Source organism: Burkholderia sp. FL-7-2-10-S1-D7 (assembly GCF_001524185.1).
GTDB lineage: Bacteria > Pseudomonadota > Gammaproteobacteria > Burkholderiales > Burkholderiaceae > Burkholderia > Burkholderia diffusa.
In genome coordinates, this window is record NZ_LOWY01000017.1 from 34367 (window position 1) to 57883 (window position 23517).

Genomic DNA, 23517 nt, shown 5'->3' on the forward strand with positions numbered 1-23517 from the left:
GGCACCGGCGCAGCATAACGGCACGTTGCCCGTCATCGCCGTCACGGGGATGGCGTTCGAGGCACGCATCGCGCGCGGTCACGGCGTCGAGGCCGTGTTCGCCGCGCGAGCCGACCGGCTCGAGCGCGCGCTGGCCGAGGCGACCGCGCGCGGTTGCGCGGGCATCGTGAGCTTCGGCACGGCGGGCGGGCTCGCACCCGATCTCGCGCCGGGCGCGCTCGTGATCGCGGACGCGATCGACGGGCCGTTCGGCCGCGTGCAGACCGATCCGGACTGGAGCGCGCGGCTCGTCGCCGCGCTGCACGACACGCCGGTGTGGGCGCGCGTCACGCGCGGCACGATGGCGGCAGTCGGTGCGCCGGTGGTCAGCGAGCAGGAAAAGGCGTCGCTGCATCGCACGAAGGGCGCGCTTGCCGTCGACATGGAATCGCATATCGCCGCAGCCTTCGCGGCGTCGCGCGGCGTGCCGTTCGCGGTGTGCCGCGCGATCGTCGACCCTGCGTGGCGCACGCTGCCGCGCGCGGCGACGGCCGGCCTGCGCGACGACGGCAGCACGGCCATTCTGCCGATCCTGCGCGAGCTGCTGAAGCAGCCGTCGCAGCTCGGCCCGTTGCTGCAGGTCGCGGGCGATGCGCGCGCGGCGCGCACGACGCTGATCCAGGCGCGGCACGCGTTCGAACGTGCGGGCGCGATGCGGATCGTCTGAGCGGCGCTCGCCGCGTTCGGCTTCTCCTCTCCCCCTCCCCTTTTTCGTTTTCCGGACACGCAAAAAAAGAGCGCTGCATGATGCAGCGCTCTTCGGCTTGAGGGCGGATGCCGTGCGCGTTATTGCGCGGCCGGACCGCTCGCGGGCACCGTCGGCATCGCCGGCGCGATCGGCGCGCCGTTGGCGGCCGGCGCGGTCGTCGCCCCGGTCGACGCAGCCGCCGGCGCCGCCGGCACCGCTGCAGGCGCACTCGCCGGCGTCGCGCCGTCCGCACCCGGATCGTCATACTGCGGCAACCCCGGCGCAGCCGGCGCGTTGTTCGGTGCGGCACCCTCGCCCGGATCCTCGTAGTTCGGCAACCCCGGCGCGGCCGGCGTCGCGGCCGGCACGGCGCCCGATTCACCCGGTTCGTTGTAGGTCGGCAGCGTGCCCGACGACGACTGGCTGCGATACGTCAGCGACTTGCGCTGCTGCAGGTACGCGTCGCGCACGAACGAATACGGATCGAGCGCGGCCTGCTTCAGCAGGTCGGTTGCGCCGAGCAGGTCCGAACGCGCGCTGATGAACTGCGCGATGTACATCGGATTGCGCACGGCCGGCTCGATGTAGTTGAGCAGGTTGAAGCGGACGTCCACCGCGCGGCCGACGCCATCGCGGATCGTGCTCGGCCCGAACACGGGCAGCACGAGGTACGGGCCGGACGGCACGCCCCAGCGCGCCATCGTCAGCCCGAAATCCTGATGATGCTTCGGCAGCCCGGCCGGTGTCGCGATGTCGATCAGGCCGCCGACGCCGAACACCGAGTTCATCGCCACGCGCATCAGATCCTCGGTTGCATCGGTGATGCGGAGCTGCAGCAGGTTGTTCGCGATGTTGCCGAGATCGCCGAGGTTCGAGAAGAAGTTGCTGATCGCGGTGCGCACGGGCGTCGGCGTGACCTTCTGGTACCCCTTCGCGATCGGCTGGGCGATGTTCGTGTCGACGGTGTCGTTGAACTTGTACATCGCCCGGTTCATCGGCTCGAGCGGGTCATTGGGGTTGCGGTTCGGTCCCGTCGCGCAGCCGGACAGCACTGCGGTGGCGGCAACGGTCGCCGCAATGATTCGCACCTTATTCATTGATTCCTTGCGATTGGTTCTTGGCGCGTTTGACGCGCGGTTTGCCCATCAGGACGGGCTGGAACACCACGGCGCCGATCAGCGTGCAGGTCAACGCCAGCGCGAGCAGCTTGCCCATGCTCGACGTGCCCGGATGATGCGACAGCCACAGGCTGCCAAAGGCGGTTGCCGTCGTCGCGGCGCTGAACAGCACCGCGTGCGTGAGGCTCGAATGCAGCAGGCCCGTCTGGCCCGCGCGCCATGCCATCACGAAGTACACCTTGAACGCGACGCCGACGCCGAGCATCAGCGGCAGCGCGATGATGTTCGCGAAGTTCAGCGACATGCCGAGCACGACGCACATCTCGAGCGTGACGAGCCCCGACACGAGCAGCGGCACCAGCGTGCGCAGCACGTCGCCGAAGCGTCGCAGCGTGATCCACAGCAGGATCGTGATCGACAGGATCGACCACAGCGCCGCATGCAGGAACGCGTTGATGATCGTGTCTGCCGAATGCAGGATCGAGATCGGGCCGCCGATCGCGCCCGGCTCGGCGGCTTTCACCGCCTTCGCGAAGCGGCGCAGCATCGTGTCGTCGTTCGGGTCGACGCCCGTCGGCACCTTCGGCGAAATCTGCACGAGCGCGTGGCCGTCCGGCGCGATCCAGTCGCGCACGAGTTGCGGCGGCAGCGATTCGCGCGTGATGTCCTGCGGTTGCAGCAGCGTCGCGAGCTGATTGAGCGCGATGCGCAGCGTGTCGGAGAACGCGCGTTCGGCGCGGTCGCGCGTCGCGGCATCCGCGGCGGCGAGCTTCGCGAGCGATGCCGACAGATGCTGCGCGGCGGCCGCGCCCGGGCCCGGGTGATCTTCCGCCGCGTAGCTCAGCAGGTCCGACACGCGCTTGAGCGCGGCGACGCGCTGCGCGTCGGTCGCGGGCGGCGCGGCCGGCTGCGTCAGCGCGGGCAGCAGGTCGCTCGCGGCGGCGGCGATCGCCGCACGCTTGGCCGGCTGGTCAGCCGGCACGAAGGTCGACAGCGTCGTCGTGCGGCCGACTTCCGGCAGCGCGTCGAGGCGCTTCGCGGCCGCGTCGGCCTCGGCGAGCGACGGCGCGAGCAGCGTGACGTCGTTGACAGCGGCTTCGGGCGAATCCTTCAGCGCCAGCAGCGTCGCCATCGATTCGCTGTTCGGATCCTTCAGGTGCAGCGGATTGAAGTCGAAGTGCAGGAACGCGAGCAGCGGCAGCGCGCCGATCACGACCACGAGCGTGCCGATCAGGATCGGCTTGCGATGGCGATCGAGGTAATCGTCGACCGGCGCGAGCCACGGGAAGCCCGGCGTCTTCGATTCGCCCGGCGGCGCGAACAGGCGCAGCAGCGCGGGCAGCAGCGTGAGCGTGGTGAGCAGCGCGACGAACATCCCGACGCCTGCGATCAGGCCGAGCTCGGACACGCCGCGATAGGCGGTGGGGATGAACGAGAAGAAGCTCGCCGCGACGGCCGCGGTGGCCAGCGCGAGCGGCATGCCCATCGAGTGCGCGGCGCCGATCAGCGCGTGATCGATGCGCGGATCGCGGAAGCGTTCCTCGCGGTACTTCACACCGTACTGGATCGAGAAATCGACGCCGAGGCCGACGAACAGCACCATGAACGCGACCGAGATCATGTTCAGCGAACCGACCATCGCGAGGCCGAGCGCGGCGGTCACGACGAGGCCGACGAACAGCGTGACGAGCACCGAGCCGATCATCCGCTTCGAGCGCAGCGCGAGCCACAGGATCACGAGCACGGCGAGGAGCGTGAGCGCGCCGTTGAGCGCGGCGCCGTCTTCGACCGACGCGAATTCGTCGTCGGCGAGCGGTTGTTCGCCGGTCAGGCGCACGACCGCGCCGTAGCGTTGCTCGAGGCCGAGCGTTCTCGCCGTGTCGCGGATCACCTGGGTCGTCTCGGCACCGGCCTTCAGCGCACCGTAGTTGACGACCGGCTGCACCGTGACGAACGCGCGCGCCGGCTGGCGCGCGGCATCGCTGTCGACCAGCCCGCGCCACGAGAACGCGGCGGGCTTGCCGGCCAACACGTCGTCGACCGTCGCGGCGCTGCGCGCGAGCAGCTTCGCCATCTCGGGCAGCTTCACCTGGCCGGTCAGGAGCGGCTGGCCGAGCGTGGTGGACAGCGTGGTCGCGAGCCCGGTCAGGCTCGGGTTCTTCGCGAGTTCGTTGACGAGCGGCCGCGCGCTCGCGAGCTGTGTCGTCGTGTTCGACACTTCCTGCGGCGACAGGAACAGCAGCCCGTTGTGCTCGAAGAACGGGCCGCCACCGGGTTCGGCGACCTGGCCGATGCGGCCGGCGTCGGCCTGCTTCTGCAGGGCTTCGGTGAGCGTATGCGCGGCGGCGGTTGCGAATTCGGGTGCCGGGGCCTCGACCACCGCGAGGATCGTGCCGTTGCGTTGCGGGAAGGCCTGGTCGACGGCCTGGCCGAGCGCGGCCCACTGCGGTTCCGCGTCGACGAGCTTGCTGATGTCCGTGTTGATCTTGAAGTGCTGCGCGACGTAGACGCCGCTCAGGACGGCGACGACGAGCGACAGCACGACGACCCAGACGGGGCGGCGTACCGACCATGCGACGAGTCGGACGATGAGAGATGTCACCATGTGGCGGTGGGGAGGGGCTGGCAAGGACAAAACAACGAGTATACCGGCGCAACGTGACGTCGGTCGCGACGTTGCAGCGTAAAGGGGCGGGAAGGATATTTGCTCCGCAGCGCAGGAATCGGCGCGCCGGGCCCGGCGATTTGTATGGGGATGCTTACATAATCGTCCGGCGTCGCGCCGCGGCGGGGCCTGTGACAAAAGGGGTTGAAAGGTAACAGTCGGTCACCGCGCGGCAGGCCGGCCGCCGGGCCGCTATACTTCGACCCACCGGCCGATGCCACCAATGCGATCCGCCGGCCGTTTTTTCTCATCGAGTGCGATATCCGTATGAAACGTCATCTGTTTGCTTTCGTCGCGGCGGCCGCCGTGTCGGTTTCCGCTTTCGCGCAGAGCGCGCCCGTCGACATCGTCCGCAATGCGGTCGAAGGCACCGTCAACGCGATGAAGGCCGATCCGGGCGCGCGCGGCGGCGACATGGCGAAAGTCACGCAAGTCGTCGAGCAGCGCTTCCTGCCCGCGACGAACTTCGAACGCACGACCCGCATCGCGGTCGGCGATGCCTGGAAGCAGGCGACGCCGCAACAGCAGCAGGAGCTGTACAAGCAGTTCAAGCTGCTGATGACGCGCACCTATGCCGCGTCGCTCGCGCAGCTCGGCGGCCAGGACGCGAAGTTCTCGTTCAAGGCCGGCGGCGTGTCGGGCGCCGATGCGCTGGTGCAGTCGACGGTCACGACGCCGGGCGACAGCCAGTCGGTCGGCTATCGCCTCGGCAAGGTCGGTAACGACTGGAAAATCTACGACATCGACATGTCGGGCGCGTGGCTGATCCAGGTCTACCAGGGCCAGTTCAAGAGCCAGCTCGCGTCGGGCGGCATCGACGGCCTGATCGCGTATCTGCAGAAGCACAACTCGCGGACGAACTGATCGCCGCCAGTCGGCCGGCCGTTCAGCATGCCGGCATGCATCAAGGGCGCCCTCGGGCGCCCTTTTCGTTGCGGGTTCGGGATGGCGGCGTCATGTTCTCATGTTCGGCACGACGCAACGCCGGTGTCGGGCGGCTACCGCCGCCGATGCTCGACCGCGAACTTGATCAGCTCCGCCTGCCCTTCGATCTCGAGCTTGCGCTTCAGATTGAGCCGGTGCGTTTCCACCGTGCGCACCGACAGCCCCGTCTGCTGCGCGATCTGCTTGCTCGACAGCCCCTCGGCCAGCGCATCGAGGATGTCGCGTTCGCGCGGCGTCAGGCGGTCGAGCGGCGACGCGGTCGCGCTCGCCTGGATCATCCGCGCGGCGAGCCCTTCGCTGAAGAACGTCTGCCCCGTGAGCACCGCGCCGATCGCGCGCACGATCTCGCTCGCGGGTGAATCCTTCAGCAGATAGCCGCTCGCGCCGGCGCGCACGGCCTGCGTCACATATTCGACGTTGTCGTGCATCGACAGCATCAGCACGCGAATCCCCGGAAAGCGCTCGTGAAAGACGCCGGCGAGCGTGATGCCGTTCATCCCGTTCATGCCGACGTCCATCAGCGCGAGATCGGGCTCGAGCGACGCGGCGAGCGCGAGCGCCTCGTCCGCGTTGCCGGCTTCGCCGACCACGGACAGGTCGGCCGCCTCGAGCCGCATCCGCAGGCCGTCGCGCACCAGCGGGTGATCGTCGACAAGCAGCAGTCGGGCGGCGGGCCGGGCGGTGTCGGGGGCGCTCATGGGCAAAGGTCTCCGGTTATGGGGCGCGCGGTCAGGCGGCGCGCAGCGGCACGCGCGCGGCCACGACGGTGTGGCCGACCTGCGACGTGATCGTCAATGTGCCGCCGAGCGCGTCCAGGCGCTCGCGCATGTTGCGCAGCCCGATGCCGCGACGCGCATCGGTCTGCGACCGCTCGGCATCGAAGCCGCAGCCGTTGTCGGCGATGGTCAGCGTGGCGGAATGCGCGCCGACGTCGAGCGTGACGGCCGCGCGCGACGCCTGCGCATGATGCACGATGTTGCTGAGCGCTTCCTGCGCGATCCGGAACAGCGCCGTATTGACCGGCGCGGGCAACGGCCGCGCGCCGCTGTGCGCCACCTGGGTATAGCCGATGTCGATGCCGCTTTCCGCGCCGAGTTCGCGCACGAGCTGCTCGAGCGCGGCCGCGAGGCCGAGATCGTCGAGCATCGCCGGGCGCAGCGCATGCGAGATGCGCCGCACTTCGCGCAGCGTGTCGCCGAGACGTCCGACACCCGACGCGAGCGCCTGCTCGGCTTCGGGCATGCGCGTCGCACCGCGCTCGAAGCGCGCGAGCGCGGATTCGAGCATCAGCTTCGCGGACACCATCATCTGGCTGATCCCGTCATGCAGTTCTCGCGACAGCCGCTCGCGCTCCTGCTCCTGCGATTCGACGACACGCTGCGCGAGTTGCTTGAGCTTCGCGTCGGCGCTGCGCGACTCGCTGACGTTCAGCACCAGCGCGCAGACGGCGATCGCCGCCGCGCCGGTCAGCGCGATCGCGGTGAGCCAGCTCATCGTCCGCTCGATGTTCGCGGACGCGCGCGCGTCGATGCGTTGCAGCGCGGTGTCGACGTCGTCGAGATAGATGCCGGTGCCGACCATCCAGCCCCAGCGTTCGAGCGCGACGACGTAGCCGAGCTTCGGCGCGAGCTTGCCCGTCGACGGCCGCTGCCACGTGTAGCGCACGTAGCCGCCGCCGTGCGACGCGGCGCCGATCAGCTGCTGGATCGTCAGCGCGCCCTGCGGGTCGCGCATCGACCAGTAGTTGTGGCCGACGCGCTCGGGCTCGCGCGGATGCATCAGCGCATTGCCGTGCAGGTCGTATACGAAGAAATAGCCGTCGGGGCCGAAATCCATCTTCTGCAGCATCGCGAGCGCCTGGGTGCGCAGCAACGCGTCGTCGCGCGCATTGCGGCCGCTCGCGTCGTACAGCGGCATGATCGCGCTCGTCGCGAGCTCGACGTAATGCTTCAGCTCGACTTCCTTGCTCGACAGGTAGGCGGCCTGGATCGTCGCGTGCTGCGTGCGTGCGAGCGACGTCGCCTGCTGGCGCACGCCGAAGCCGATGCCGGCGATCGCGAGCAGGAATGGCACGATGGCCAGGAGGAAAATCTTTGCCTTGAGTCTCATGGTGGTGTGAAGCGGGCGCGCGCCGGCCGGCGCATGTGTCGCTCGGCGGCGAGCCGACATTGTCGGCGATTTCGCCCGCAGGCGGCGGGGCGGCGGCCTGTCGGCCGGCCGTGGCTCAGGCGCGCCGCGGCGTGATATCCAGGCTCTCGGCCGTCTGCACGACGACCCGGTTGCGCCCGCGTTCCTTCGCGCGGTACAGCGCGTCGTCGGCGAGCTTCAGCGCGGCCTGGATGCTGTCTTCGCGTTCCGGATAGCAGGTCGTCACGCCGATGCTCGCGGTCAGGCGGTCGGACGAGCCCGTGGCGTGCCGGATGCCGAGATCGAGGATGCCGGTGCGGATCGCTTCGGCGATCGCCACGGCGCCGGGCGTGTCGACGTCGGGCAGTACGACGACGAATTCCTCGCCGCCGTAGCGGGCCGCATAGTCGGCCGGGCGCCGCAGGCAGCCCGCGATGCAGCGGCCGACCGCGGCGAGCGCGTCGTCGCCGGCCTGGTGGCCTTGCGTGTCGTTGTAGCGCTTGAAGTGATCGACGTCGACGAACAGCAGCGACAGCGCGTGTTGCGAGCGTGCCGCGCGGCGCCATTCGCGCGCGAGCGTGACGTCGAGCATCCGGCGGTTGTCGAGGCCGGTGAGGCCGTCGGTGCGCGCGAGCGCCTGCAGTTCGGTTTCCGCGCGGTGCCGCTTGCGCAACTGCACGTCGAGCAGCAGCGACAAGCTGACGAAGCCGAGCGCGAGTACGACCATCGCCGAACCGATCGGGATCGCACGGTCGTACCACGCGGCGTAGGTGTCGGCTTCCGAGCGCGCGACCATGATGATCAGCGGCAGATTGTCGAGATGCCGGAACACGTACAGGCGCCGCACGCCGTCGATCGACGCGGTATCGGCGAAGCTGCCCTCGTTCGCGGTCATGAAGTGCCGGAACGTGGTGGCCTTGCTGATGTCGCGGCCGACGATCGCCGGATCGTACGGCTTGCGCGCGACCATCCGGCCGTCGGTTTTGATCAGCGCGACGGAGCCGCGATCGCCGAGCGCCAGGCGCGAGAACAGGTTCTGGAAATATTCGAGCCGGATCGACATCACGGCGACGCCGCCGAATGATCCGTCGGGCCGCGTGATACGCCGGCTGAGCGCGATGCTCGGCGAGCCGCCGCGCAGTCGAGAATGGTACGGATCGCTGACGTACAGGCCGACGTCCGGGTGGTCGCGGTGCACCGTGAAATACGATTCGTTGGCGAAGTTGGCCTTGCGCGGCACATCGCTCATACCGTCGACCGCGATGTCGCCGTTCGCGTCGAGCACGTAGATGCCGCCGAGGTATTTGGCCGTCGTCGCGCGGTCGAACAGCACCTGGCGGCGCAGCGACATCGGCAGCCGGGTGACCTCGGGATCGTTCGAGCCGTCGACGACCGCCTGCAGCGACAGCGAATAGATCTCGATGTTGCGCTCGATGTCCCACGACGCCATCAGCGCGATGTTCTGCTGGGTGGTGCGCGCGCGATCGCGTGCGTCGATACGGCCTTCGTACAGCAAGATGGCGCACAGCAGCAACAGGAGCAGCGCGATCAGCAGCCCTGAATAGAAGATCAGATGCGGCAGCAGGAACCGGCGAAATTGCGCGGCGATGCGGCCCGTCAGGCCGGATTCGCTGGGCATTGCGTAGTCGGTTTCTGCCATGGTCCGTGGATCGATGGGCATCTCCGCCAGGCGGCGGGCCGATGCGATTGTTCGTATGATGTGCCGGCGGCCATCCGGTATGCGGTCTCCGATGCGCATGCCGCCCGATCGACCGGAGAACGGGCGCCGATCATCGATGATTGCGGCCGGATAAACCGCAATAATCACTCCATTCCCCGGGAGGATTGGCCGCGATCCGATGATCCGACGAATCGGGCGGCGCGGATTGATCCGAGTATAACGCGCGTATTCGTATGCGCCGAGAATGTTGCGGACCGTTGATCCGGATCAATTTATCGCCGTGGCCGACCGTTGCCAATCGCTCGCGGAGCGTTGCGGTGCAAGGCTTTGCGCCAGGGGCGGGAGCGACGCGAATTCCACGGTCGCCGGTTTGACTGCTTTAACGGCAGGTGAAGCAGGAACTTGAGGTCATGCGATACGGACCGATTATCCATTTCGGTGTCCGCATGAATTCACAGATGAAAACGGGCGGCCTCGATGGCCGCCCGCTTCGTGAAACCGCATGCGGGAAAGCCCGCATGCCAAGGGGGTTACGCGCCGTGCTGCTGCGCCTTGTACGCGAGCCGGAACCGATGCAGCAGCGGCTCGGTATAACCGCTCGGCTGCGACGTGCCCTGCAGCGCCAGCGCGCACGCGGCCTTGAATGCCGTCGACTGGTCATAGCCGGGCGCCATCGGGCGATAGTTCGGGTCGCCGGCATTCTGCTGATCGACGACGCGCGCCATCCGCTTGAACACGTCGAGCACGAACGCCTCGGTGATCACGCCGTGGCGCAGCCAGTTCGCGATGTGCTGGCTCGAGATGCGCAGCGTCGCGCGGTCTTCCATCAGGCCGACGTCGTGGATGTCCGGTACCTTCGAGCAACCGACGCCCTGTTCGACCCAGCGCACGACGTAGCCGAGGATGCCCTGCGCGTTGTTCTCGACTTCGCTCAGGATCTCGGCCTCGCTCCACTCGGCGCGTTCGACGACCGGCACGGTGAGCAGGCCTTCGAGCAGCGCGTCGCGTTCGCTCGCATACGGCGTCTTCTCGAGCTCCTGCTGGACGGCCTGCACGTCGACGAGGTGGTAGTGCAGCGCGTGCAGCGTCGCGGCGGTCGGGGACGGCACCCACGCGGTGTTCGCGCCGGCGCGCGGATGCGCGATCTTCTGCTCGAGCATCGCATGCATCAGGTCCGGCATCGCCCACATGCCCTTGCCGATCTGCGCGCGGCCGCGCAGGCCGGCCGACAGGCCCGCGAGCACGTTGTTGCGCTCGTACGACTGGATCCACGCCGACGACTTCATGTCGCCCTTGCGGATCATCGGGCCTGCTTCCATCGCGGTGTGCATCTCGTCGCCGGTGCGATCGAGGAAGCCGGTGTTGATGAACGCGACGCGCGCGGCGGCGGCCGCGATACAGGCGGCGAGGTTCACGCTGGTGCGGCGCTCCTCGTCCATGATGCCCATCTTCAGCGTGTTGCGCGGCAGGCCGTACAGGTCCTCGATGCGCGCGAACAGCGTGTCGGCGAACGCGACTTCGACCGGGCCGTGCATCTTCGGCTTCACGATGTAGATCGAGCCCGTGCGCGAGTTGCGCTTCGCCTTCAGGTCATGCAGCGAGCACAGCACCGTGACGACGCCGTCGAGGATGCCTTCCGGGATCTCGTTGCCGTCGCGGTCGAGCACCGCGCCGTTGGTCATCAGGTGGCCCACGTTGCGCACGAACAGCAGCGAGCGGCCGTGCAGCGTCAGCGTGCCGCCGGCCGGCGTCGTGTATTCGCGATCGGCGTTCAGGCGGCGCGTGAAGGTCTTGCCGCCCTTCGCGACTTCCTCGACCAGCGTGCCCTGCATCAGGCCGAGCCAGTTGCGATACAGCTGGACCTTGTCGTCGGCGTCGACCGCCGCGACCGAATCCTCGCAGTCGATGATCGTGCTGACCGCGGCTTCGAGGACGACGTCCTTCACGTTCGCGAGATCGGCGCGGCCGATGGGAGTCGACGCATCGATCTGGATCTCGAGGTGCAGGCCGTTGTGCTTCAGCAGAATCGCGGACGGTGCGCCTGCCGCGCCCTGATAGCCGACGAACTGCGCCGGCTGTGCGAGATGCACGACGCCCTTGCCGGTTTCGACGGCGAGCTGGCCGTCCTCCACGCGATAGCGCAGTGCGTCGCGGTGCGAGCCGCTCGCGAGCGGCGCCGCGTTGTCGAGCACTTCACGCGCGTAGTCGATCACGCGCTGGCCGCGCGTCGGGTTGTAGGCCGTGGTGCGTTCGGCGCCGCCGTCCTCCGGCAGCGCGTCGGTGCCGTACAGCGCGTCGTACAGGCTGCCCCAGCGTGCGTTCGCGGCGTTCAGCGCATAACGCGCGTTCGACAGCGGCACGACGAGCTGCGGGCCGGCCTGCGTCGCGATCTCGCTGTCGACGTTCGCGGTGGCTGCCGCGACGTTCGACGGGGCCGGCACGAGGTAGCCGATCTGTTCGAGGAACGCGCGATACGCGGCATGGTCGCGCACCGGGCCGGGGTGCGCGCGATGCCACGCGTCGAGTTCCTGCTGCAGGCGGTCGCGTTCCGCGAGCAGTTCGCGGTTGCGCGGCGCGAGGTCGTGCACCAGGGCCGAGAAACCGCTCCAGAATGCGGTCTTGTCGATACCGGTGCCCGGCAGTGCTTCGTTTTCAATGAACTGGCTCAGCGCTGGCGCGACTTGCAGTCCTGCTTGGTCGATCATCGTGATTCCTCCCGGGGAATGAAAAACGCGCGCGGATCAGGCCGCGACGCTTTGTGTGCCGGCGCGGGCGATCTGCGCATCCTGCTCGGACTTTACGCCAGACACACCGATCGCGCCCGCAATGCGGCCATCCACCGTCACCGGCACGCCGCCTTCGAGCAACCCCGTCAGCGGCGCGCTCAGAAACGCCGTGCGGCCACCGTTGATCATATCCTCATACGCCTTCGTCTCGCGACGGCCGAGCGCCGCCGCGCGCGCCTTGTCGTGCGCGATGCTGGCGCTGGCGGCCGATGCCCCGTCGAGGCGTGCGAATGCGAGCAGGTGCCCGCCGTCGTCGACGATGGCGATCGACACGGCCCAGCCGTGACGTTCGGCTTCCGCGCGGGCGGCGGCGAGCATGCGGTCGGCGTCGGCGAGTTCGAGTTCGGGCTTCGTTTTCATGGTGTTCCTCCGGAATCAGCGGTCAGTTGACGAGTCGGTTGTCGACGAGTTCGATCCAGTGGCGCACGCGCGTGCGGCCCGCGCCGTTCAGGTGAGTCTGGCAGCCGACGTTGGCCGTGACAATCAGGTCCGGCCGTGCGGCTTCGAGCGCATCGAGCTTGTTGTCGCGCAGCTTGGTGGCGAGTTCGGGTTGCGTCAGCGCATAGGTGCCGGCGGAGCCGCAGCACAGGTGGCCGTCGGCGACATTCGTCAGATCGAAGCCGAGCCGCGTCAGGATGCTCTCCACCGCGCCGCCGAGCCGCTGCGCATGCTGCAGCGTGCACGGGCAATGAACCGCGACGCGGCGCTGCGTCGTGTCGGCCAGCGCGTCGAGCGGCTCGGCCGCGATCACTTCCGCGAGGTCGCGCGCGAGCGCGCTGACGCGCCGCGCCTTGTCCGCATAGACGGGGTCGGAGCGCAGCAGGTCGCCGTATTCCTTCACGAACGCGCCGCAGCCGCTCGCCGTCAGCACGATCGCTTCCGCGCCGGCCTCGATCGCGGGCCACCATGCATCGATGTTGCGGCGTGCGCGTGCGAGCCCGGCATCCTGCGCGTTCAGGTGATATTCGGTCGCGCCGCAGCAGCCGGCCTCGCGCGCCGGCGTCACGCTGATGCCGAGCCGGTCGAGCACGCGCGCGGCGGCCGCGTTCGTGTTCGGCGACAGCGCAGGCTGCACGCAGCCTTCCAGCATCAGCACGCGCCGGGCGTGGCGCACGGGCGGGCGCGGCATGGCGGCGGGCACGGCGGCCGGGATCTTGTCCTGCAGCGCGCCGGGCAGCAGCGGGCGCAGCGCGCGGCCGGCCTTCAGCAGCGCGGCGAAGGTCGCCGGCCGCGGCACGACGTGACGCAGGCCGGCGCGCAGCAGGCGCTCGCGCGCCGGACGCCGCGCGCGTTTCTCGGCTTCCGCGCGGCCGATGTCGAGCAGCGTGTGATAGCGCACGCCGGACGGACACGTCGTTTCGCAGTTGCGGCAGGTCAGGCAGCGGTCGAGATGCTGCTGCGTGCGCTCGCCGCACGGCTCGCCTTCGAGCATTTGCTTGATCAGGTAGATGCGTCCGCGCGGCCCGTCGAGCTCGTTGCCGAGCACCTGGTAGGTCGGGCAGGTCGCATTGCAGAAGCCGCAGTGCACGCACGCGCGCAGGATCGCTTCCGCTTCGTCGGCCCGGTCGAGGGCCTTGCTGGCTTCGCTGAGATTGGTTTGCATCGGCGGTTCGAAGTCGGGTTGGCGTCAGACGTCCGCGTACAGGCGGCCGGGATTGAAAATCGCATGCGGATCGAGCTGCGCCTTCAGCTGGCGATGCACGCGCAGCAGCGCGGGCGGCAACGGCTGGAACGGCTGGAACGGCTCGGACGTCGTGCCGACCGTGAAGCAGGTCGCGTGGCCGCCCCACTGCGCGGCGAACCGCTGCACGTCGGCCGGTGCCGCGTAGGTTTTCAGCCAGCGCTGCGCGCCGCCCCAGTCGACGAGCACCGCGCCCGCGAGCGCATCGAGCGGCGCGGCGGCCGGCACAGACACGCGCCACAGCGGGCGGGGATCGTCGAAGAACGGCAGCGACAGGTCGCGCAGCCGCGCCCAGAACCCGTCGTCGCGATCGTCCATGCGCTCGCCGCCGATCGTGTCGCGCGCGGCCTTCACCGAGCCCTCGCCGCCTTCGAGGCGCACGCGCAGCACGCCGTCCGCGTGGCAGGCGCCCGCGAGCGGCAGCCCCGCGCGCCGCCACCCGGCGACGCGTTGAACGGCTTCGCCCGCAGTGAGCGGCAACGCGAGATCGCCGGTCGCGCGCGGCTTCGGGAGCACCTTCAGCGACACCTCCGTCACGACGCCGAGGCAGCCGAAGCTGCCCGCGAGCAACCGCGACACGTCGTAGCCCGCGACGTTCTTCATCACCTCGCCGCCGAAACGCAGATGTTTCGCGTGGCCGGTGATCACGCGGCAGCCGAGCACGAAGTCGCGCACCGCGCCGGCCCACGGGCGGCGCGGCCCCGACAGCGCGGCCGCGAACATCCCGCCGACGGTGGCCGCGCCGCCGAACGTCGGCGGCTCGCACGGCAGCATCTGGCCCGCCGCGTCGAGCATCGCGTCGAGTTCGGCGAGCGGCGTGCCCGCGCGCGCGGTGATGACGAGTTCGGTCGGGTCGTACGCGACGATGCCGCGATGCGTGCGCACGTCGAGCGTGCGGCCTTCGACGGCGCGGCCGACGAACGCCTTCGTGCCCGCGCCGCGAATGTGCAGCGGCTGGCGATCGTGGATCGCGGCGTCGACCTGGGCGACGAGCGCCGCGCTGTCGTCGATCGATTCGGGTTCGCGTTCGCGTCGCATCAGAAGCGCTCCAGTTCGGGAAACGGCAGCTTGCCGTGATGGACGTGCATCGCGCCGAACTCGGCGCAGCGATGCAGCGTCGGGATGTTCTTGCCGGGATTGAGCAGGCGCTGCGGATCGAACGCGGCCTTCACCGCGTGGAAGAACGTGATTTCGTCGGCGTTGAACTGCACGCACATCTGGTTGATCTTCTCGCGCCCGACGCCGTGTTCGCCCGTGATGCTGCCGCCCACCGCCACGCACAGCTCGAGGATCTTGCCGCCGAGCGCCTCCGCGCGGTCGAGCTCGCCGGGACGGTTCGCGTCGAACAGGATCAGCGGATGCATGTTGCCGTCGCCCGCATGGAACACGTTCGCGACCGGCAGCGCGTATTCGGCCGAGAGCGCGGCGATCCCTTCGAGCACGCGCGGCAGTTCGCGGCGCGGGATCGTGCCGTCCATGCAGTAGTAGTCGGGCGACATGCGGCCGACCGCCGGGAACGCGTTCTTGCGGCCGGCCCAGAAACGCTGACGCTCCGCTTCGTCGCGCGCGACGCGGATGTCCGACGCGCCGGCCTCACGCAGCAGCGTGGCGACGCGTTCGGCGTCTTCGTCGACGTCGGTCGCCGCACCGTCGAGTTCGCACAGCAGGATCGCCTGCGCGTCGACCGGATAGCCCGCGTGGATGAAGTCTTCGGCCGCACGGATCGCGAGGTTGTCCATCATCTCGAGCCCGCCGGGGATCACGCCCGCGCCGATGATCCGCGCGACCGCCGCGCCGGCTTCGGCGACGTCGTCGAAGCTCGCCATCAACACCTTCACGCTCGGCGGCTTCGGCAGCAGCTTCACCGTCACCTCAGTGACGATGCCCAGCATCCCCTCCGAGCCGGTGAACAGCGCGAGCAGGTCGAAGCCGGGGGCGTCGAGCGCGTCGGCGCCGAGCGTCAGCGTGTCGCCGTCGATCGTCAGGATCTCGACCTTCAGGATGTTGTGCACCGTCAGCCCGTATTTGAGGCAATGCACGCCGCCCGCGTTTTCGGCGACGTTGCCGCCGATCGAGCACGCGATCTGCGACGACGGATCGGGCGCGTAGTAGAGGCCGTACGGCGCGGCCGCTTGCGAGATCGCAAGGTTGCGCATGCCGGGCTGGACGCGCGCGATGCCGGCATCGGGGTCGATGTCGAGAATCTTGTTGAACTTCGACATGACGAGCAGGAGGCCTTTTTCGAGCGGCATCGCGCCGCCCGACAGGCCCGTGCCCGCGCCACGCGCGACGACCGGCACGCCGTGCGCGGCCGCAACGCGCAGCACCGCGCGCACCTGCTCGACCGTGTCGGGCAGCACGACCGCGAGCGGCACCGTGCGGTACGCGGCGAGGCCGTCGCATTCGAACGGCTTGAGCGCCTCGCGTTCGTGCAGCACGTCGAGGCCGGGCGCCGCCGCGTGCAGTGCGGCGACGAGTGTGTCGCGGTCGACGGTCGCCAGCGGGCCGTCGATCCGTTCGTCGTAGGTGAAACTCATCGTGTGTCTCCGTCTCCACCCTCTTCAACATGCAGGCGGCCGCGGGATGCGCGGCGCACCGGATGGACGGCATTCTTGGCGGGCGGAGCGGGCATGTCCAGACGTCTTCAACGTGGTCATACCAGTTTTTCGAAGCAGGCCTGAAGGGGGCAGTTGATCGGGGAGAAAAACTCAATACAAACAAGGGATTGTGAGAAAATCGACACCATTCGCCAAAAGTGGTCATACCAGTATGGAAAAGCAGGATCGACAAGCGCCGGCGCGCAATGTCGCCGACGTCGTCGCCGAGCGGATCGAGCAACTGATCGTCGACGGCGTGCTGAAGGCCGGGCAGGCGCTGCCGTCCGAGCGGCGGCTCACCGAGAAGCTCGGCGTGTCGCGCACGGCCGTGCGCGAAGGAATGAAGCTGCTGCGCGCGCGCGGGATCATCGACACGACGCACGGCAAGGGCTCGTACGTCGCGAGCCTGACCCCGCAGCGCGAGGTTTCGCCGATGATGCATCTGCTCGGCTCGCAGCCGCGCACGCTGTACGACCTGTTCGAAGTGCGCGGGATGCTCGAGACCGAAGCCGCGCGGCTCGCCGCGCTGCGCGGCACGCCCGCCGACTTCATCCTGATCAAGCGCCGATACGAGGAAATGACCGCGGCCGATGCGCAGGATCTCGATCCGGCCGAGCGTGCGAAGCTCGATCATGCGTTCCATCTGGCGATCTGCGAGGCGTCGCACAATCCGGTGCTCGTCAACACGCTGCAGTCGCTGACCGATCTGCTGCTCAGTTCCGTGTTCGCGTCGGTGAACAATCTCTATCACCGTGAGCCACTGAAAAAGCAGATCGATCGGCAGCACGCGCGGCTCTACAACGCGGTGACGGGGCGGTTGCCCGACCAGGCGCGCAAGGCCGCGAGCGAGCATATCCGGCAGTGCGTCGATTATCTGCGCGAGATCGAAGCGGAGGAGCAGCGGCTCGTGCGCTCGACGCTGCGCCTCGAAGGATGGACCTGAGCCGCTTGAGCCGGCGTGACCGCGGGCGCCGTGACGTGCATCAGGGATATTGTGCTGATCGCGCGGTTTCATGGGCCAATATGTCACAATGTGACGCATTCGATGCGTGGCCCGACACGACCCGTTTCGCCCTTGCGCGACACGCGCCTTCGCGGTTGACCGTGACGCGCCGCCAATCCTTGAAGGAGGACGCTGCATGTCGATTCCGACGCGTGGCGACGGGCCGGAGGCCCGCGCCGTCCAGATCCTGCATCGCCCCGTCTGCGACCTGCTTGGCTGTGCATGGCCGATCATTCTTGCGGGCATGGGCGGCGTCGCGCGGGCGGAGCTCGCGAGTGCGGTGAGCGCCACCGGCGGGTTCGGTTTTCTCGGGATGGTGCGCGAACCGGTCGCGCTGATCCGGCGCGAGGTCGAACGGGTGCGCGCGGCCACCGAGCGGCCATTCGGCGTCAACCTGATTCCCGCGTCGACGCCAACCGAGTTGCTCAATGCACAGATCGATGCGTGTATCGAGTTGCGTGTGCCCGTGGTTGCGTTGTTCTGGGATGTGATGCCGGGCGTCGTGCGGCGTCTGCGCGATGCGGGCGTGCGGGTGGTTCATCAGGTCGGCTCGCTCGACGATGCGCGCGCGGCCGAGGCGGCCGGGGCGCAGGCGCTGATTGCTCAGGGGCGCGAGGCGGGCGGCCACGTGCGCGGTGATCGGCCGTTGGCCGAGTTGTTGCCTGGAGTGATTCGCGCGACGCGGTTGCCGGTGCTCGCGGCAGGCGGGATCGTCGACGGCGCCGACGTGGCCGCCGCGATGGCGCTCGGTGCGCAGGGGGCGGTGATGGGTACGGCGTTCATCGCAACGCACGAATCGTTCGCGCATGCGTATCACCAGCAGCGGATCGTCGATGCGCGTGAAGGCGACACGCTGTTGACCGATATCTTTCACATCAACTGGCCGCGCGGCGCGCGGGTGCGCGTGCTGCCGTCGAGTGTCACGCGTGGCGAGCGCGGTGATCCGTTCAATGATGCGCGCGTGGTGATCGGCGACGAGGAAGGGCGGCCCATCTATCTGTTCAGCACCGACTCGCCGTTGCGTACGATGACCGGTGATTTCGAGGCGATGGCTTTGTATGCGGGCACGGGTGCCGGGCGAATTCGAGCGATCGAGTCGGCCGGCGAGGTGCTGCGCCGGATCGTGCGCGATGCGGCGGCGATCGTCGAGACAAGCGCGGCTTCATCGGCTGGTGCGGTGGATGAGGGGCGTGCGGCGTTGCTCACGGCGCTCGATGAATTGCTGGAGGCGGAGCGGGCGGGCGCGCGCGTTGCATCCGAGACGGCGGCAGCGGTGACTGAAGATGCCGAACTCCACCGGCTGATCGTGCATATTCGGCAGGACGAGGCGCACTGGTGCGGCGTGCTGGCCGACGTGATTCAGACGCTCGGTGCGATGCCTACGCGTGCGACCGGTTCATTCTATGAAAGGGCGATGGCGATCGATGATCTGGCCGAGCGGATGGCGTTTCTGAACCGCGGGCAACGCTGGGTCGTGCGCAAACTGCAGACGCTGCTGCCGACGCTAGCCGATCGGGATATTCATCACGCGCTGTCGTTGATGCTGGTCGCGCACGAGAAGAATATCGGTGCGGTGGATATGCGGTTGAGGGAGAGGGGGGCGGGGAGCGTGTAGGGGAGGGGCGATGAATCGGCCCGCGTCGCTCTGACGTGCGCCGCTGTGGGCAAGCGATGCTGGCGTCAACGACGTTTTTTCCTCGTTTCAGGCGGGATGGCGCTATTCGAGGGTTCTCAGTCAAATGCGCCTTCCGGGATCTCTGTCATTGCTTCGTCATGCCGAAGCCGCCGAACTTCTCTTTTACCTCGGCGGCAATTGCGCATAAAAAAGGTTCATCGCGGAATTCCGGGGAACGCCGGGGAGGAACGTCGGTGTTCGGCCATACGCGGTCACTCGCGCAAGTCGCCCGAGTGACCGCTTCGCTGCACTTTGCTGCCCAACACTCGAGTGCATAGCCGTGCGATTCAGATGTTTTCGTTCATCGTCAGGATGATCTTGCCCACGTTCACGGCCGACTCCATCCGTCGATGAGCAGCCGCGGCGTTTGCGAGTGGAAACACGCTGTCGACGACCGGCTCCAGGCCCGCGCCACCCGCAAAACGGTCGAGCCAATGTTCGCGAAACCGCTGAACCATCGCGTGTTTCTCGCGCTGGTCGCGAGACTTCATCACCGTGCCAATGATCTGCAGGTGACGGTACAGGATCTGTTCGAGACCGACGCTCACGTCACCGCCTCCGCCCAGTATGCCAACCTGCACCAGCCGGCCACCGTTCGCCAGCGACGCTACGTTCCTAGAAAAGTACGGCGCCCCCACAAAGTCGATAACAACATCGACGCCGCGTTTGTCTGTCCTGTTTGCGACGACTTCTGAAAAATCCTGCGTCTTGTAGTCGATCGCATGGTCCACGCCCAGTTGAACGATCCGCTCCAGCTTTGAAGCCTCGGCGGTCGCGAATATCGTCGCACCGGTTGCGTAGGCCAGTTGGACTGCTGCGGAACCCACTCCGCCCGCCGCCGCGTGAATAAGCACCGAATCGCCACGCTGCAAGCGGCCAAGATGCAACAACGCTTCGTGCGCAGTGACGAAGACTTCCGGTATTGCAGCCGCGTGCACGTAGTCGATCGTTGCCGGAATGGGCATCGCCATTCTCCAGTCAATGCGCGCCAGTTCTGCATAGGCCCCGCCGCCCACTACGCCCATTACACGATCACCGACCTTGTAACCCTGCACGGAACTTCCGGTCTCGATCACCTCGCCAGCGATTTCGAGCCCCATGATGGTCGAGTCGCCGAAGTTCGGCCGGCCGTATCCGCCTCGCCGATGTGTCAGATCCGCGCGATTCACACCTGCGGCATGGACGCGTACCAGTAGATCGTCGGGGCGAACCTCGGGTGCCTGGACCTCGGCAAGATGAAGCACCTCGGCCTCGCCAAATTCTTTGAATGTGATGGCTTTCATTTCAAACCTTCCTGCGTCGTAGATGAATTGCCGGCGAAATCGTCGGACTGAGGTTGTGCGCCAAGCGTTGCCTGCGCCGCGGCGGATGCCGAGATTGCCGCGGGAAACCCGGCATAGAACGCGAGGTGAGTGATTGCTGCGGCGAGTTCTTCGCGGGTTACGCCGTTCGTCAACGCGCGGCGAAGGTGCGCCGGCAACTCGTCGAGATGGCCCCCCGCGATCAGCGCGGCGACGGTCACGAGGCTGCGGTCGCGCGGCGAGAGCGCCGGATCGCTCCAGATCCGCGGGTAGAGCGTGTCGTCGACGAATGCCGAGAGCTTCGGCGTGAACGCACGCGCGGCCTCGCGCGGACTGTCGAAATGCGTGTGAGACATGGCGATACTCCTTCAAGCCTGGCTGATGAACTTGTGCGTGAGGTAGTACTCGATGCCCTCGGTGCCGCCCTCGGAGCCGTGGCCGCTTTCTTTCATGCCGCCAAACGGCAGTTCGGTCGAAACGATGCGGTACTGATTGATACCGATCATGCCGGCTTCGAGACCGTCTGCTACATCGATGGCCGTGCGCGCACTGCTCGTGAACGCGTAAGCGGAGAGCCCGTACGGCAACCGGTTTGCTTCGGCGAGCCCGTCGGCGAGGGCATCGAAGCGCATCAGCACCGCGATCGGGCCGAACGGTTCTTCGTGCATCACACGCGCGTCCTTCGGTACGTCGGCGAGGACCGTGGGTTCGAAGAAATACCCTTGGCCCTCGATACGTTTTCCGCCGGCGAGGACCCTTGCGCCACGTTCGACCGCATCGGCGATGAGTTCCTCCATCTTGGCAAGCTGGCGCGGATTCGCCAGCGGCCCCACTTGCGTGCCGGCATCCATGCCATTCCCGACCTTGAGGGCCTTGGCAGCGCGCACGAAGTGCCCGACAAACTCGTCGTAGACTTCGCGTTGGATCAGGAAGCGCGTCGACGAGATGCAGATCTGGCCCGTACCACGAAAGCGATTCGCCGCACCTTCGACCGCGGCCTTTTCGACATCCGCATCGTTGAATACGAGGACGGGCCCGTGGCCGCCCAGTTCCAGCGTGATGGGTTTGACGCCTTCGGCAGCGCGCGCCGACAGCAGACGGCCGATCGGCACCGAGCCCGTGAACGTCACCTTCCGTATGACCGGGGAAGCGATGAGGTGCTTCGACACCTGGTCGGGCACGCCGAATACGACTTGAAGCACGCCCTTCGGCAAACCGGCGTCGTCCAGTGCACGCGCCAGCGCGAGCGCCGTTGCTGGGCTTTCCTCGCCGGGTTTGATGATGACGCTGCATCCGGCGGCGAGTGCGGCGGAGAGCTTGCGAGCCGGGGTGATCGCCGGAAAATTCCACGGCGTGAATGCGGCGACGGGCCCGATCGCCTGTTTCTTCACGAGCTGTTGCACGCCCGGGCGGTTGGATGGCACCACGCGGCCGTCGATACGGCGTGCCTCTTCGGCGAACCATTCGAAATAGTCGGCGGCACGCAAGGCTTCGTCGCGACTTTCTGCCAACGGTTTGCCTTCCTCGAGCGTCATCATGGTCGCGATGTGCTCGGCGCGCTCGCGCATCAGTTCCGCACCGCGCTTCAGAATGCGCGCGCGTTCGGCTGGCACGGTGTTGCGCCAGACGTCGAACGCCTGTGCAGCGACCTGCAGGGCGCGATCCAGGTCGGCTGCCGTCGCCAGCGGGACGCGACCGATCTCGGTTTGCGTGGCCGGGTTGATCACCGGCGCTGTTTCTCGTTCGCCCGCGCCGATCCATTCGCCATTGATGAAAAGATGAAGTGCATCGTAAGTGATGTTCATGGTATTAGTCTTCATGATTAGGATTGCGATTTAATGCGTTTTCGAGGAAAACCGAATACGGGAACCTGCGCTACGCTGTATCTGGATGATCCGCCGTGGCGCGCGGCGCCCGGGTTGGAACGTCCGTGTTTCGAATGCCTGACTTCGGGACCAAGTCTAGGCGTGAAGCGGGCTGCAACTTAGAGGGGCCGGAAAGAATGAATCTTGTCTCGGGAGAGAAAATCCCCCGCCGATATGAAAGAATTTTGAAAGGATGCGCAAAAACGACAGGGGGTTGCGCGCTGCCTGCATGAAACAGGCGCGGGCCCTATGATCACAGGCTCGCGCGGGCCGAAATGCAGCGATTCGACGATAAATTCAAAGCCAGGGTGCGTAATGGACAAGGTTCACACGATGTCGGTGTTTGCGAAAGTGGTCGAGATGGGCAGTTTCACGGCTGTCGCAAACCACCTCGATACGACAGTCGGCAACATTTCCCGAGCGGTCTCGGTACTCGAGGACAATCTCAACACGCGGTTGCTGCAGCGCTCGACGCGACGGCTCGTGGTCACCGATGCGGGGCGACGTTTTTACGAGCGCAGCGTTGCGATTCTCTCGGACATCGAACGGGCAGAAGCGGAAGCCCGCGATGCGTTGCTGGAGCCGCGCGGCGTATTACGCGTGCACGCGGTGCCGGGATTAGGCCGTCAACTTGTTTCGCAAGCCGTGCTTGCCTATCGAAGCACGTATCCGGAAGTATCGGTCGATCTCATGCTGTCGCAGCGGATGCCGAATCTGCTCGAAGAGCAGCTCGACGTGGCAATCGTGATTGCGCGCACGCTGCCGGACTCGGCGTATGTGAGCCAGAAGATCGGCGCCAGCCATTGCATTCTGGCGGCGTCGCCCGATTACCTGGCACGGCATCCGGCTCCCGAATGTGTGGAAGATCTCGTCGATCACACATGTGTGCTCCTGAGTACGGTCGATTACGCACCGGACGAGTGGCATCTGCAAGGCAGGGCCGGCGACGCGACGTATCGTCCGACGGGATCGCACTTCAGCGTTAACGACATGGATGCGATGTCCACGGTGCTGCAGGAGGGCGCGGGGATCGGGCTGATCGCCGCCTTCTCGGCAATCGACGATTTGCGTAAAGGATCGCTGGTTCGCGTCCTGCCTGAATTCCACACCGCTCAGCGCAACGCATATGCGGTGTATTCGTCGCGTCAGTTCGTCGACGCGAAGATCAAACGGTTCATCGATGTACTGAAGGTGCGGGTAGGTGACCGGTTGGATGCATATGCGGAGGAACTCGCTATCACGGTCGTATGATCCACCTCACGGTCGGCATGGTCGGGTAGATATTCGATTTCCCGAAGCCGACCCGTCGTATTGAGCGTATGCGGTTGTGACAGTGCAAGTACGTC

The 23517-nt window shown here is 67.3% G+C and carries 18 protein-coding genes; 5 read left to right on the plus strand and 13 right to left on the minus strand.

Annotated elements, in window-relative coordinates:
* The first annotated feature begins 49 nt into the window (after window positions 1–49).
* Entirely contained in the window at window positions 50–706 is a 657-nt protein-coding gene (locus WS75_RS09040) for a phosphorylase (protein WP_059680404.1), read from the plus strand.
* 119 nt (window positions 707–825) lie between these two features.
* Here the strand turns inward: WS75_RS09040 and WS75_RS09045 are convergent, their stop codons facing one another.
* Both WS75_RS09045 and WS75_RS09050 read right to left on the minus strand, forming a co-directional pair.
* Window positions 826–1824 (minus strand): MlaA family lipoprotein, encoded by a 999-nt coding sequence (locus tag WS75_RS09045; RefSeq protein WP_059680169.1) that lies wholly within the window; start codon window positions 1822–1824, stop codon window positions 826–828.
* Complete coding sequence (locus WS75_RS09050) at window positions 1817–4450, minus strand: MMPL family transporter (RefSeq protein ID WP_059680170.1); 2634 nt, start codon at window positions 4448–4450, stop codon at window positions 1817–1819. Before WS75_RS09050 ends, WS75_RS09045 begins: the two co-directional genes overlap by 8 nt.
* A 327-nt stretch (window positions 4451–4777) precedes the next feature.
* On the opposite strand from WS75_RS09050, the gene WS75_RS09055 reads away from it, so the two are divergent.
* Window positions 4778–5374: an MlaC/ttg2D family ABC transporter substrate-binding protein gene (locus WS75_RS09055; RefSeq protein ID WP_059680171.1), complete on the plus strand. Its 597-nt coding sequence runs from the start codon at window positions 4778–4780 to the stop codon at window positions 5372–5374.
* Window positions 5375–5508: 134 nt separating this feature from the next.
* Here the strand turns inward: WS75_RS09055 and WS75_RS09060 are convergent, their stop codons facing one another.
* From WS75_RS09060 to glcD, 8 genes are all read right to left on the minus strand, one after another.
* On the minus strand, window positions 5509–6153 hold the full coding sequence (locus WS75_RS09060) for a response regulator (RefSeq protein WP_059680172.1): 645 nt from the start codon (window positions 6151–6153) through the stop codon (window positions 5509–5511).
* 31 nt (window positions 6154–6184) lie between these two features.
* On the minus strand, window positions 6185–7564 hold the full coding sequence (locus tag WS75_RS09065; RefSeq protein WP_059680173.1) for a cache domain-containing protein: 1380 nt from the start codon (window positions 7562–7564) through the stop codon (window positions 6185–6187).
* Window positions 7565–7679: 115 nt separating this feature from the next.
* Complete coding sequence (locus tag WS75_RS09070) at window positions 7680–9242, minus strand: sensor domain-containing diguanylate cyclase (protein WP_059680174.1); 1563 nt, start codon at window positions 9240–9242, stop codon at window positions 7680–7682.
* Window positions 9243–9793: 551 nt separating this feature from the next.
* Entirely contained in the window at window positions 9794–11968 is a 2175-nt protein-coding gene (locus WS75_RS09075) for a malate synthase G (RefSeq protein ID WP_059680175.1), read from the minus strand.
* 36 nt (window positions 11969–12004) lie between these two features.
* Window positions 12005–12409 (minus strand): heme-binding protein, encoded by a 405-nt coding sequence (locus tag WS75_RS09080; protein ID WP_059680176.1) that lies wholly within the window; start codon window positions 12407–12409, stop codon window positions 12005–12007.
* A 22-nt stretch (window positions 12410–12431) separates the two neighbouring features.
* Complete coding sequence (gene glcF / locus WS75_RS09085; protein WP_059680177.1) at window positions 12432–13652, minus strand: glycolate oxidase subunit GlcF; 1221 nt, start codon at window positions 13650–13652, stop codon at window positions 12432–12434.
* Window positions 13653–13676: 24 nt separating this feature from the next.
* A complete protein-coding gene (gene glcE, locus WS75_RS09090) occupies window positions 13677–14768 on the minus strand; it encodes a glycolate oxidase subunit GlcE (protein ID WP_059680178.1) in 1092 nt (363 codons plus the stop codon).
* Window positions 14768–16267, minus strand: a complete 1500-nt coding sequence (gene glcD, locus WS75_RS09095) for a glycolate oxidase subunit GlcD (RefSeq protein WP_059680179.1) — start codon at window positions 16265–16267, stop codon at window positions 14768–14770. The genes glcE and glcD overlap by 1 nt, the downstream gene beginning before the upstream one ends.
* A 232-nt stretch (window positions 16268–16499) precedes the next feature.
* On the opposite strand from glcD, the gene glcC reads away from it, so the two are divergent.
* Window positions 16500–17270: a transcriptional regulator GlcC gene (glcC, locus tag WS75_RS09100; protein WP_059680180.1), complete on the plus strand. Its 771-nt coding sequence runs from the start codon at window positions 16500–16502 to the stop codon at window positions 17268–17270.
* A gap of 196 nt (window positions 17271–17466) precedes the next feature.
* Window positions 17467–18945 carry a nitronate monooxygenase gene (locus WS75_RS09105; RefSeq protein WP_059680181.1) on the plus strand — a complete coding sequence of 493 codons (1479 nt, stop codon included), beginning with the start codon at window positions 17467–17469 and terminating at the stop codon, window positions 18943–18945.
* 347 nt (window positions 18946–19292) lie between these two features.
* Here WS75_RS09105 and WS75_RS09110 read toward each other — a convergent pair whose 3' ends face one another.
* From WS75_RS09110 to WS75_RS09120, 3 genes are read right to left on the minus strand one after another with little or no spacing between them, the layout of a single operon-like run.
* Entirely contained in the window at window positions 19293–20288 is a 996-nt protein-coding gene (locus WS75_RS09110; protein WP_059680182.1) for an NAD(P)H-quinone oxidoreductase, read from the minus strand.
* Window positions 20285–20662 (minus strand): carboxymuconolactone decarboxylase family protein, encoded by a 378-nt coding sequence (locus tag WS75_RS09115; RefSeq protein WP_059680183.1) that lies wholly within the window; start codon window positions 20660–20662, stop codon window positions 20285–20287. The genes WS75_RS09110 and WS75_RS09115 overlap by 4 nt, the downstream gene beginning before the upstream one ends.
* A 12-nt stretch (window positions 20663–20674) precedes the next feature.
* Entirely contained in the window at window positions 20675–22111 is a 1437-nt protein-coding gene (locus WS75_RS09120; RefSeq protein ID WP_059680184.1) for an NAD-dependent succinate-semialdehyde dehydrogenase, read from the minus strand.
* Window positions 22112–22486: 375 nt separating this feature from the next.
* On the opposite strand from WS75_RS09120, the gene WS75_RS09125 reads away from it, so the two are divergent.
* Window positions 22487–23422 (plus strand): LysR family transcriptional regulator, encoded by a 936-nt coding sequence (locus tag WS75_RS09125; RefSeq protein ID WP_059680185.1) that lies wholly within the window; start codon window positions 22487–22489, stop codon window positions 23420–23422.
* The last annotated feature ends 95 nt before the right edge of the window (window positions 23423–23517 follow it).